We start from the raw sequence: 11,724 nt of genomic DNA, 5'->3' as shown, positions 1-11,724 counted from the left end.
CCGCCGTGCAGCTCCTGATCGGCACGCCCAGCTACGACGGCACCGTGACCATCGCCTACATGCGCTCGGTGCTTGAGACCCTGGACGCGCTCAGCGCCCACGGCGTGCGCGTGGGGTTCGAGACGCCCTCCTACGAGAGCCTCATCACCCGGGCCCGCAACACCATCGCCAACGCCTTCCTGCGCCAGGAGGAGTACACCCACCTGCTGTTCATCGACGCCGACATAGGCTTCGAGGCCCAGACCGTGCTGCGCTACCTGGAGGCTGACAAGGACGTGATCTGCGGCATCTACCCGGTGAAGCACCTGGACATCGCCAAGCTGCGCCGCATGCCACCGGACATGAGCGACCTGGAGGCCGAGGCCGCGGCCCTGCGCTACACCGTGAAGTTCAGGAAGGGTTTCCCCGTGGACGACCACGGGCTGATCCCCCTGGAGTACGGCTCCACGGGGTTCATGCTCATCAGGCGGCACGTGCTGGAGGAAATGGCCGGGGCCTACCCGCAGCTTCTCTACCACAACTGCTTCGTCAACTCCGAAGACGAGCAGTACGACAACTACGCCTTCTTCGACACCATGATCCACCCCGACACCAGGGACTACCTCCCGGAGGACTACGCCTTCTGCAAGCGCTGGACGGACATCGGCGGCGTGGTCCACGGCGACGTGATGAGCCGCTTCACCCACTCCGGCGGGCGCGTGTACGAAGGCAATTTCCCCTGCCTGCTCCGGGGCCTGCAAGGGGAGGAGGAGTAGGCGCGACGCGCCAGCTTGCCCGCTTCATCCGGCCCCGTATCCCTTCCCCCGCGATCACTCCTGGGCCAGCAGGGCCTCCATGTCGCAGCCGAAGGCCTTGCGGCAGTGCTCGGCGAAGGCCTGCCTGAACTCGGGGGACTCCAGCCGCTCCTTGATGAGGTGGTCCTCCAGTTGCAGGGAGCGCTCAAGCTCCTGCAGGTCGCACTTGAGCAGCTTGCGGATGGCCAGCAGGTTGGAGGGCGAGCCCGCAAGGTTCTGGGCCACGAACTCCATGGTCTCCCGCTCCAGCCGGGCCGCCGGCACGATGCGGTCGATGAGCCCCAGTTGCAGGGCCTCCTCGGCGGAGAAGCTCTTCCACTGCAGCACCTCGGTCGCCTTGCGCACCCCCAGCAGCCTCGGCATGAAGTAGCCGCTGCCCTTGGTCACCATGCCCAGGGCCGCGTTGGGGTTCTCGATCAGCGTGTCGTCGGCCACCAGGCGGTAGTCGTAGGCCAGGCCCAGGTTCAGGTTGAACAGCGACATGGTGCCGCGCCCGGCGTAAACGGTGATGCAGTTGAGGGACGAGAGGGTGAGCATGAACTTGTTCACCACGTTGATGAGCATGTCCATGGCCTTCTCCCGCGAGGCGGAGAGCGCCTTGCACAGGAACTTGCCGTGGGCCAGCTGGCCTGACTCGTCGGGATGGCCGAAGACCACCAGGGCCTTGAAGGCCCGGCTGGCCAGCATGGACTCGAGGTATTCGTAGAACGAGAAGACGGTGGCGATGTCCTTGGCGACGTGCAGCATGTGCCGCTTCTTCCTGACGACCAGCACGCCGTTTTCCAGGGTGGAGGTGAACAGCTCGTTGTCGGTGGTGAGGCGCGCATGGGTCTTCATGGTTCGCTCCCGCGGTCTTGAGCTTATTCCCAGGGCGGGGTGCCCGGGCCTTCGGCCCCACCATAGCCCCAAACAACGCCGGACGTGAAGTGAAGTTTTTAAAATCCGTAGTGTTACGGCAGGCGAAGCAATCCGTTTCGACGCAGAAACCCGGCACGGGGGCGAATGTGGGGTTGCAACGGCCCGGCAACAGTTCTACAAACCCCGGCGTCAAAAGAGCTTTGCGCCCAGCCCCGGAATTTGGAGTGCCCAGTGAATCTCACCCCCCTCCAGCACGACGTCCTCAGAGAGTTGATCAACATCGGCATCGGCAAGGCCGCCGGGCTGATCAACCAGATGGTCAAGGCCCACGTGCAGCTGGACATCCCCGAGATCCTGGCCTGGGACTCGCAGGCCTTCGAGGCCTTCCTGGCCCAGCGCGGCGAGACCCCGCTCTCCTCGGTGCGGCTGGGCTTCAAGGGCGGCTTCAGCGGCTGGGCCGGGCTGCTCTTCCCCAAATCCAGCGCCAACTGGCTGGTGAACCAGCTCGTGGGCGGCGATTTCGACACCAGCACCATGGACATGGACTCGCTCTACGTGGGCACCATCCAGGAAGTGGGCAACATCGTGCTCAACGGCGTCATGGGCGCCATCGTCAACGTGCTGAACCTGCAGGTGGACTACTTCCCCCCCGACTACCAGGAGATCAGCCTGCGCCGCCTGTTCACGCCCCAGATCGACCAGCGGAACATGGTGCTCCTCATCAAGACCCGCCTCGCCCTGGAATCCGGCGTGGTGGAGGGCGAGATCATCATCATCTTCCAGGTGGCCACCTTCGAGACCCTCCTGACCGCCATCGACACCATCATCCAGCGGGGGGCCCTGGCGTGAACGGACTGCTTCGCGCCCCCGGGGAAATCGACGAGGAGCCGGCCTTCCGCCACATGGATTTCCTGCCCCTGGGCATCCTGGTGCTCGACCAGGGGATGCGCGTCCGCTTCTTCAACGCCTGCCTGGAGTTCTGGTCCGGCCTGCGCAGGGACAAGGTGCTCGGCCGCCAGGTGCAGGAGGTGTTCCCCAACCTGACCCGCGGCACCGTGCTGCCCCGACTGGACGACATTTTCCTGGGCGGGCCCCCGGCCGTGTTCTCCTACCATCTGCACAACCACCTGATCCCCTCCCCCCTGCCCGACGGCGGCCTGCGCCTGCAGCACGGGGTGGCCTACGGCGTGAAGGGGGGCGACGGCGGCGTGGAGCGGGTGATCCTCTCCCTGCAGGACGTCACGGAGCTGCACACCCGTCTGAGCGACAACCTGCGCATCACCCGGGAGCTCGAAACCGAGATAGAGGCCCGCAAGGCCATGGAGGCCAAGCTCATCGAGCTGGCCACCAAGGACCACCTGACCAGGCTGGACAACCGCCGGGCCTTCTTCGACCGCCTGGACGCCGAGATCCGCCGCTCCCGCAGGACGGGGCAGCCCCTGGCGCTCGTCGCCATGGACCTGGACCGGTTCAAGTCCATCAACGACCGCTTCGGCCACCAGGTGGGCGACGAGGTGCTCAGGAATTTCGCGGAGGCTGCTTCACAGGGGCTTCGGGGCACGGACGTGCTGGCCCGCACGGGCGGCGAGGAATTCTTCATCATCCTGCCCGCCGCCTGCGGCCAGGACGCGGCCAGGGTGGCCGAACGCATCAGAAAGACGGTGGAGGCGGGCACGCACATCACGGACAACGGCGACGTGGTGCGCTACACCGTGAGCCTGGGCGTGGCCAGCCTGCAGGAGACCATGGACATGTACGCCCTGCTCTACCGGGCGGACCAGGCCCTCTACGCGGCCAAGGCCGGGGGGCGCAACCGCGTCCATGTGGACCCCGGCGAACCGGAGCCCTCCCCGCTTCAGGCCTGAGCCCGAAGCGCCCCGCCCGCTCAGCCCGCCCGCTCAGCCACCGGGTGCAGCAGGCGCATGACGTGGCGCGGGTCCACGATGAGGGACATGCCGCCCTCGTCGTTGAGCGCGGCCCCCAGGAAACATCCTCCCGCCGTCAAGGCCCGGTCGAGCTGCTTGACCATCACCTGGCTGAGCCCGGGCACGCCGTCCACACAGATTCCGAAGACCTCCCCGCCCTGGCGCGCGGCCACCATGGTGAGCGACCCGCTGCGCTCCCGCTGGCCGAAATACACGTCCAGGGCCAGGCAGGGGCATTTGCGCCCGAACAGGGTGAAGGTGCCCAGGTGCGCCTCGGCGCCCGGCTCCATGCCGGAGCCCTCCTGGCAGTGCAGCACGCACTCCAGGGGCAGGAAATAGTGCTGGTCCGCCACGTTCAGGCGCAGGCACTCCATGAGGGTGAGGGCCACGGGCAGGCGCAGGGTGAAGCACGCGCCCCGGCCCGGTTCGCTCTCCACGGACACGGAGCCGCCCAGCGCGGCCAGGGCGGCGCGCACCGCGTCCAGGCCCACGCCGCGCCCCGAGATGTCGTCCACGTCTTCGCTGGTGGTGAGCCCCGGCAGAAACACCATCTCCAGAGCCTCGTGGGGCGTTGGCTCATGGTCACTGGGCGAAAGCCCCATGCCCTTGGCGCGCTCCAGCACGGCGAGCGGGTCGATACCCGCGCCGTCGTCGCTGACGGTGATGACGATCTCCCCGCCCTCCTGCCGGGCGTCCAGTGACACCAGGCCCATGGGCGGTTTGCCCGCCCGGGCGCGCCGCTCCGGGGTCTCCAGCCCGTGCCCCACGGCGTTGCGCAGCAGGTGCACCAGGGGCACGTTGAGCTTCTCCACCACGGTCTTGTCCAGCTCCGTCAACTCGCCGGAGACGCGCAGCTCCGCGCTCTTGCCCGTGCGCACGCTCACGTCGCGCACGATGCGCCGGTATTTGGGCACCACGCGCGAAAAGGGCATCATGCGCATGGCCAGGACGCTGCGGCCCATGGCCGCGTTGCGCCCGGCCAGCTCCTCGGCCAGGGCGGCGTATTCGTGCAGGCCGTCGCGCTGGGCCAGGGCGGCCAGGCGGGTCTGGAGCAGCATGATCTCGTTGGCGTGGCCGATCATCTGGTCGAGCTGCTCGGCCTGCACGCTGAAGTCGCCGGCGCCGCGCTCCTGGGGCTGCGGCTCCTCCTGGAGGGCGGGCGCACAGGCGGCCGTCACCGCCGGGTCGGGTTGCCCGTGGGCATGGGTGGCCACGTCCTCCAGCAGTTTGGCGAGCAGCCCCTCCAGCGGCAGGCGCCCCTGCGGGGCCTGGTCGAGCTCCACGGCCTGCTTGAGGGCGTCCAGAACGGCGAGCAGGCTGGTGACGGCCTCGGCCGAGAGGGTCCGCCCCTCGCCGCGCAGGCCGGAGAGGGCGGTTTCTACGCCGTGGCAAAGCTGGGAGAGATTGGCGAGCTTGAGCGACCCCGCGTCGCCCTTGACCGTGTGCACGGCCCTGAACAGGACTTCGAGGGCAGGCCCCGCGGGGGCTGAGGGGCTCGCTTCAAGGTCGAGCAGGGCCGTTTCAGCCTGGGCGAACTGCTGCAGGCTGCTCTGCCTGAAGATTTCGAACAACGCTGATTCGTCCATGGCGTCCCGGGTCCGGCGTCCCCTGAAAGAGGATACGTAAGGCCCGCGCTCAGCGCGATTCGAGCAGCTGGAGCACGGCCTCGCGGAAGGCGTGCTCCTCCACGGGCTTGTTCAGGAGCCGGGCCGCCCCCAGCTCCTCGCAACGCTGGCGCGTGGTGGACTGGATGTCCGCCGTGACCACCAGGGTGGGAGCCGTGCGCCCGGCCTTGCGGAACTCCGCAAGGACCTCCAGCCCGCTGCGCACTGGCATGTTCAGGTCCAGGACGATGAGGTCCGGCGCGGAGTCCAGCCCGATGTCCAGGCATTCCTGGCCGTTGGAGGCTTCGAGGGGCTCGCAGCCCAGATCCTTCACGAGCTTGGAGAGCACGAAACGCTGGAACATGGAGTCGTCTGCGATGAGAATCTGCGGCATTGGATACACCCTCGGGCGAAACCGCCCCCTGAAAAACGTGGGCGGACAGTAGCGGCTATTCCCCCGGGCGGCAAGCGGCCAGGCGACAGCCGGGGTGCGGGCCAGCGCGGCCGCCCGGAGGCGGCCCGGGCGGCAGCCGAGGTGCGGGGCTGGCGGCTACTCCGGCGGCAGGGCCCGCATCTGGATCTTGCGGATGGCCGCGCGCGTGGCGGACATGGCCCGCATGTAGTCCGCGTCGTCGGCGGTGGGGCCCATGGCGTCCTTGAAGGACTCGTAGTCCAGCCCTTCGCCCTCGGCCTGCATGATTTTGCCCCACTGCGCCCTGGGGATCTGGATGCGGTAGCGGTAGTCCGCCTCGGGGAAGACCATGATCTCGGCCTGGACGCCGTGGCGGGCCATGAGGTTCTCCAGGTGCTCGCGCCGCCGGGCGCGCACGGCCACGTCCCCGGGCTCGCAGAACGGGGTGACCGCCAGGGAGAAGAATCCGTCTCGGGTGAATAGCCACATGATGGCGTGCCTCCTGGAGTGGCGCGCCGCGCCTGGGCTGGCGCCGCGCATGTTCTGAACATACCGCCCGGCGCTGGGGCGCGTCAACGGCCCGCTTGTCCATGCTTAGCTCATGACCTGTCCCGGCCGCCGGAAGCGTCCGGTTTCTCTTCCTGTTCCGGGGTGAAGTGGGCTACCATCGGCCTAGGCGCGGGGCGGGTCGCCCCGGCCCAGACTTCCCGACGGAGCCTCCATGAGCTGGTTCACCCAATTGTTTCTCGCCCACGGCGCGGCCCAGGCCGTGGTGGTGCTCGGTTTGGCCGTGGTGCTGGGCCTGGCCCTGGGCCAGGTGCGCGTCTGCGGCATCCGCCTGGGCGTGGGCGGCGTCCTGTTCAGCGGGTTGGCCCTGGGCCACTTCGGCCTGTCCCTTGAGCACGAGGTGCTGGAATACGCCCGGGAATTCGGGCTGATCCTCTTCGTCTACTCCATCGGCATGCAGGTGGGCCCGGGCTTCGCGGACTCGCTGCGCCGCAGGGGCTTCCGGCTCAACGCGGTGGCCACCCTGATCGTGCTGCTGGGCGTGGCCGTCACCGTCTGTTTCGCGGTTTACGGGGGCATCCCCCTGCCCTACGCCGTGGGCCTGTTCAGCGGAGGCACCACCAACACGCCCTCCCTGGCGGCGGCCTCCCAGGCCTTCAAGGAGGTGTCGCCCGCACTGGCCGAGCAGGCCGTGGGCCAGGCCGGGCTGGGCTACGCCGTGGCCTACCCCTTCGGCATTTTCGGCATCATCCTGGTGATGCTGCTCATCCGCGCCCTGTTCCGCATCGACCCCGCCGAGGAGCTGCGCCAGATGCAGGAGCAGGCCCTGGCCCTCTCCCCGCCGCTTGCGACCATGACCCTGGAGGTGGCCAACCCCAATCTGGAGGGCCTGACCCTCGGCTCCGTTCCCGGCCTGGCGGAGATGGGCGTGGCCATATCCCGCACGATGCTCGCCGGGCAGGTGAGCGCGGCCGCCCCCGGCACGGTGCTGCGCGCGGGGATGCTGCTGCACGCCGTTGGCCGCCCCGCCGACCTGGAGAAGCTGCGGGTGCTCGTGGGGCCGCGCTCCGAAACGGACCTGCCCCAGGTGCCCGGGCCGGTGGCCATCGGGCGCTTCGTGGTCTCCCGCAAGGCGGTGCTGGGCCGCAGCGTGCCGGAGCTGGCCCTGTCGCAGCGCTACGGCGTCACCGTGACGCGCGTCACCCGTGCGGGCACGGAGCTGGCCCCCGGGCCGGAGCTGCCCCTGCACATGGGCGACACGGTGCAGTGCGTGGGCCAGCCTGAGCAGCTGGCCGCCGTGGAGGCGGTGCTCGGCAACTCCGCCAAGGAGCTGGAGCACCCCCAGGTGCTGCCCATCTTCCTGGGCATCCTGCTGGGCACGGTGGTGGGGGCCATCCCCGTGGCCCTGCCGGGCCTGCCCTCGGGCATCAAGCTGGGCGTGGCGGGCGGGCCGCTTTTGGTATCCATCCTGCTGTCGCGCCTGCACCACTTCGGGGGCATGGTCTGGTACATGCCCGCCAGCGCCAACCTGATCCTGCGGGAGGTGGGCATCTGCCTGTTCCTGGCCTGCGTGGGGCTCAAGGCCGGTGACCGCTTCATCGGCGCCGTGACCAGCGGCGACGGCCTCTACTGGATGTTCGCCGGGGCCTGCATCACCTTCATCCCGCTGCTCGTGGCCGGGCTCATCGGGCGCATCTTCCTCAAGTGCAACTACGCCTCCATGTGCGGGCTCTTCGCGGGCAGCATGACCGACCCGCCCGCCCTGGCCTTCGCCGGGCAGATGCTCGGCAGCGACGCCCCGGCCGCGGTGTACGCCACGGTCTATCCGCTGGTGATGATCCTGCGCATCCTGGCGGGCCAACTGCTGGTGCTGCTGCTTGCCTCCGGCCTCTGAGGGGCGGCTGTTTCAGCATTGCGTGGTTGTGGGCGGAGGGCAAATCCGCTAGGGTCCAAGCTTTGCACCCAATCGACCATCGGAGGCCATCGTGCGGTTCAGCGCCAGAATGGCCGGCGTTCGCCGGTCCTACATCCGAGAGATCCTCAAGGTCACCCAGAACCCCGAAATCATCTCCTTCGCGGGCGGCCTGCCCAGCCCCGACCACTTCCCGGCAAAGGCCTTCGCCCGCGCCGCCACCGAAGTATTGGAGGACAGCGGCGCCCAGGCTCTGCAGTACTCCATCACCGAAGGCTACCCCCAGCTGCGGGAGTTCATTTCGGAGCGCTACAAGAACAAGTGGTCCATGGACGTACCGGTTGAGAACATCCTGATCACCACCGGCTCCCAGCAGGGGCTGGACCTGATGGCCAAGGTGATGCTCGACGTGGGCGACGACGTGCTCATCGAGCGCCCGGGCTACCTGGGCGCCATCCAGGCCTTCTCGCTCTACGGGGCCAACTTCCTCACGGCCTCGCTCGGACCCCACGGCATCGACCTGGTGGAGCTGGCCGAACAACTGCGCGCCCGGCCCAAGCTCTTCTACGCCGTGCCCAGCTTCCAGAACCCCTCCGGGGCCACCTACGACGCGCACACCCGCCGCGAGGTCGCCCGGCTGATGGAGAACAGCGACACCATCCTCGTGGAGGACAACCCCTACGGCGAGCTGCGCTTCAAGGGCGAGGACGTGCCCCCCGTGCGGGCCTTCCTGGACGGCGAGCGCATGGCCCTGATGGGCTCTTTCTCCAAGATCGCCAGCCCCGGCATGCGCATCGGCTGGATCGCCACGGGGAGCGAGCTGATGCACAAGCTGGTCACGGCCAAGCAGGCCTCCGACCTGCACACCTCCATCTTCGCCCAGCGCGTGCTGCACCGCTTCCTGGAGACCAACGACCTCGACGCCCACATCGCCATGATCCGCAAGACCTACGGCGAACGCCGCGACGTGATGGTGGCGGCCATGAAACGCGAATTCCCCGAGGAGGTCCGCTTCACCGAGCCCGAGGGCGGCATGTTCCTCTGGGGCGAACTCCCCAAGGACGTGGACTCCGAAGAGGTGTTCAACAAGGCCATCGCCAGCAAGGTGGCCTTCGTGCCCGGCCGCCCCTTCTACGTGGACGGCACGGACAACGCTTTCCGGCTCAACTTCTCCAACTCCACGCCGGAGCGCATCGAGGAAGGCATCACCCGCATGGGCCGCTGCCTCAAGGAGGTGCTGGCCAAATCCTCCAAGGGCGCGGCCGCGCCCGCCAACGACGCCGGGCTGGACATCTAGCCGGGCGGCCATGATGGAACGCGAAAGGCCGGGGCGAAAGCCCCGGCCTTTTTGTTTTGCCGCCAGCGCCCTGGATGCGGGTGTCCGCTCCCCAAGGCTCTGCAACGCCCCCCCCGAGCCACCTATAAAATCTGCTAGGTGACACTTCCTCACGGCTTTCCTAAAGAATGGGCCACCCCTCCCTCGCCGCACAAGAGGGCACGAGCGGCCGGAGGCGAACCGCCGGGCGTCTTGTGAAAGGCCCGGAGCACTGAGCAACAAAGAGCGCGTAAAATGGATGTTCTTGTTTTCCTGTTCGTACTGCTGATCGCCGGCGCGGTGTACCACCTCGGGAGCCTCGTATCGAAGGAGAAACTCGACATTGAACAGAAGATCATCGAGATCAGGACGATCGAGTCGATCCGTCACCTGCTCTCGAGCAAGCGCGTCGGCAACGGATCAAGCGGGCAGGTTCAGAAAGAGACTTCCGCCATCATCGCAACCAGCGCGATGGAAGGACGCGGCAGGAAAGCAAGCACAGACCGCTCCCCGCGCGTTGAGTTGAAGCCGCTCGAATCAGTCAAGCTCGACAATACCGTTTCGTAGGGCAATCGCCACAATTTGCGTCCTGTTGACAGCATCAAGCTTCTTCATGATGTTGTTGACGTGGTAATTGATGGTCGCCTCGCTCACGTTCAATATCTCTGACATCTCCCACGAGCTTTTTCCTTCCTTGAGCCAGGAGACAACCTCCTTCTCCCTTCTGGTCAACAGATTGTTTGCCGCCTCTGCCACCTGCGCATACAGCACATTGCTGAGCGCGATGTGGATGAACGGCGTAAGGTATTCTATCAGCCCGGATATATGGGCGCTGTTCTTTTCGAAATTCCACACGAACGAGATCATGCTCGGTTTTTTGTAGAGCCCGAACCCCTTGGCCCCGCAGGAATAGCCGTTGAGCAGGTTGAAGTCGTGCGCGAACGACAGGAGCCGCTTGGGATTGTCGTGCTTTTTGTATGTTTCCCGCCAGCACTGCGTCTTGTAGTATTTGAAGTTTTCGGCAACCGTCACGTCGATGCTGTAAATCTTCTGTTCGGCATAGGACGTGATCCAGTCCTCGGAGAAGTTTATGTTCAACAGGTCGTAGCCGATGACGCAGCCGTCGCTGTCCAGCGTGACCAGCCCCGACGTTGCGTAATCAAACGGAATGATATGATTGAGAGATTTGATAAGGTCTATGTAGTCATCTTTGGAATCGATGGTGATGAGCTTTTGAATGACTTCCAGAAGAAACGCCGCCTCGTGCCCGGGCAGGAAATCCAACGGATACGGCATGCCAAGATCCTTTGACGTCAAACACCCTGTTACCAATGCAACGTGTGCGTCGGCAGGCGCCGTTACCATCTACGATCAAACTGACTCGGCCTGGCAGGCATTCCATGCAGACATCAACCGTCCGCCAGCTGTCGCAACAATTCTTGCAGTTGAATATATGCAAACACATACCGCGTCAAGTTCACCAGTCATGTCGCAATCAGTCCAGACGCGGTCTTTTCCCCCAGCATTGCCTCTGTGACGTTCCGCATGGCAGCAATAGCCGCAACCGCCGGACCAGGGCCGGCGTAGCATAGCACACATGATGCCCGAATTTCGAGGAGGGCGGGCAAACCGCGCCCGTGCCGGACGTTCCGGCAAGCCCCCGGACAGGGTTCGGCAGCCTTGGTGATGTCGCAAGGCGTCCGTTCGGCAAGGAAAGCCCCCGACGCCCGTTGACAGGCCCCTTCCGGCGACGGAAGTCCACCCTCAAGCGTTTCCAGGGACGACGGGCGCCGAGACATTGGCCGGCCACATGGATCATGGTGTCCAGCCAACTGGCTCTACTGCCCCGCGCAACGAAGAGCCAGAAGCAAGCCCCGAGCGAGGGCTTCGGTTTTGCCTCTACTTGCCGACCAAGGCCTTCACGCCGAAGTCTATCACCTGCAGCCTGTGCTGCGGAACTTCGCTCCGCCCCTTGTCGTCCAGCTCCCGGAGCGTCAGGTAGGCGGCCACATCCGACGGGTGGGTCAGCCCGGCGTTTCTGATTGTGCTGTGGGTGGCGGCAGCGCCGCTCGTCACCGAATCGGCCAGAGCCCGGCACCTGGCTTCCAATTCCTGGACGGCAGGCAAGTCCAGCTTCTTCGCGGCGGGCGTCCAAAGTACGGCGACCTCTTTGAGGGAGTGCTCTTCCAAGGCCTTGGCGGCCTTGGAGACCGACCTGGCCGTCGCACCCCACAAGCTCAACTGGCGAGGGCCGCCACTCTTGCCGTGTTGGTAATCCCCCCAATAAAAGGTTGTTCTGAAAAGTAGAATTTTCTCGTAAACCCAGGCGAGGAGATTTTACATGAAGACGTCCCGCTACTCCGACAGTCAGATCCTGAGCATCCTGAAGCAAGCCGA

At 66.2% G+C, this 11,724-nt stretch carries 12 protein-coding genes; 6 read left to right on the top strand and 6 right to left on the bottom strand.

Translation table 11 applies throughout. The features are described 5' to 3' along the window. The first annotated feature begins 5 nt into the window (after positions 1-5). Positions 6-755 (top strand): hypothetical protein, encoded by a 750-nt coding sequence (locus MLE27_RS09120; protein ID WP_243311754.1) that lies wholly within the window; start codon positions 6-8, stop codon positions 753-755. Positions 756-809: 54 nt separating this feature from the next. Here the strand turns inward: MLE27_RS09120 and MLE27_RS09115 are convergent, their stop codons facing one another. Continuing rightward, positions 810-1,631: an enoyl-CoA hydratase-related protein gene (locus MLE27_RS09115; RefSeq protein WP_243311753.1), complete on the bottom strand. Its 822-nt coding sequence runs from the start codon at positions 1,629-1,631 to the stop codon at positions 810-812. A gap of 252 nt (positions 1,632-1,883) precedes the next feature. Between MLE27_RS09115 and MLE27_RS09110 the strand changes: the two genes are divergently transcribed. Both MLE27_RS09110 and MLE27_RS09105 read left to right on the top strand, forming a co-directional pair. Next, on the top strand, positions 1,884-2,501 hold the full coding sequence (locus tag MLE27_RS09110) for a chemotaxis protein CheC (RefSeq protein WP_243311752.1): 618 nt from the start codon (positions 1,884-1,886) through the stop codon (positions 2,499-2,501). Beyond that, positions 2,498-3,517 carry a GGDEF domain-containing protein gene (locus tag MLE27_RS09105; protein ID WP_243311751.1) on the top strand — a complete coding sequence of 340 codons (1,020 nt, stop codon included), beginning with the start codon at positions 2,498-2,500 and terminating at the stop codon, positions 3,515-3,517. Before MLE27_RS09110 ends, MLE27_RS09105 begins: the two co-directional genes overlap by 4 nt. Positions 3,518-3,537: 20 nt before the next feature. On the opposite strand, the gene MLE27_RS09100 is transcribed toward MLE27_RS09105, so the two are convergent. From MLE27_RS09100 to MLE27_RS09090, 3 genes are all read right to left on the bottom strand, one after another. Further along, positions 3,538-5,163, bottom strand: a complete 1,626-nt coding sequence (locus MLE27_RS09100) for a chemotaxis protein CheA (RefSeq protein WP_243311750.1) — start codon at positions 5,161-5,163, stop codon at positions 3,538-3,540. 49 nt (positions 5,164-5,212) lie between these two features. Further along, positions 5,213-5,575 (bottom strand): response regulator, encoded by a 363-nt coding sequence (locus MLE27_RS09095; RefSeq protein WP_243311749.1) that lies wholly within the window; start codon positions 5,573-5,575, stop codon positions 5,213-5,215. Positions 5,576-5,731: 156 nt separating this feature from the next. Further along, positions 5,732-6,082, bottom strand: a complete 351-nt coding sequence (locus MLE27_RS09090; protein WP_243311748.1) for a hypothetical protein — start codon at positions 6,080-6,082, stop codon at positions 5,732-5,734. A gap of 232 nt (positions 6,083-6,314) precedes the next feature. On the opposite strand from MLE27_RS09090, the gene MLE27_RS09085 reads away from it, so the two are divergent. The 3 genes from MLE27_RS09085 to MLE27_RS09075 all read left to right on the top strand — a co-directional run bounded on the left by MLE27_RS09085 (position 6,315) and on the right by MLE27_RS09075 (position 9,894). After that, positions 6,315-7,994, top strand: a complete 1,680-nt coding sequence (locus tag MLE27_RS09085) for a putative transporter (RefSeq protein ID WP_243311747.1) — start codon at positions 6,315-6,317, stop codon at positions 7,992-7,994. A 91-nt stretch (positions 7,995-8,085) separates the two neighbouring features. Beyond that, the gene (locus tag MLE27_RS09080) at positions 8,086-9,309 is read left to right on the top strand and encodes an aminotransferase-like domain-containing protein (RefSeq protein WP_243311746.1); all 1,224 of its coding nucleotides are present in this window, start codon (positions 8,086-8,088) and stop codon (positions 9,307-9,309) included. A gap of 273 nt (positions 9,310-9,582) precedes the next feature. Further along, positions 9,583-9,894: a hypothetical protein gene (locus MLE27_RS09075; RefSeq protein WP_243311745.1), complete on the top strand. Its 312-nt coding sequence runs from the start codon at positions 9,583-9,585 to the stop codon at positions 9,892-9,894. On the opposite strand, the gene MLE27_RS09070 is transcribed toward MLE27_RS09075, so the two are convergent. Both MLE27_RS09070 and MLE27_RS09065 read right to left on the bottom strand, forming a co-directional pair. Then, positions 9,865-10,623: a helix-turn-helix transcriptional regulator gene (locus MLE27_RS09070; protein WP_243311744.1), complete on the bottom strand. Its 759-nt coding sequence runs from the start codon at positions 10,621-10,623 to the stop codon at positions 9,865-9,867. The two genes, MLE27_RS09075 and MLE27_RS09070, sit on opposite strands and share 30 nt — an antisense overlap. A gap of 603 nt (positions 10,624-11,226) precedes the next feature. Then, positions 11,227-11,568: a hypothetical protein gene (locus MLE27_RS09065; RefSeq protein WP_243311743.1), complete on the bottom strand. Its 342-nt coding sequence runs from the start codon at positions 11,566-11,568 to the stop codon at positions 11,227-11,229. Positions 11,569-11,724: the final 156 nt, after the last annotated feature.

The organism is Fundidesulfovibrio agrisoli (assembly GCF_022808715.1).
Lineage (GTDB): Bacteria > Desulfobacterota > Desulfovibrionia > Desulfovibrionales > Desulfovibrionaceae > Fundidesulfovibrio > Fundidesulfovibrio agrisoli.
Note: the sequence above shows the minus strand (reverse complement) of the source record. Positions and strands in the feature narration are given on the sequence as shown.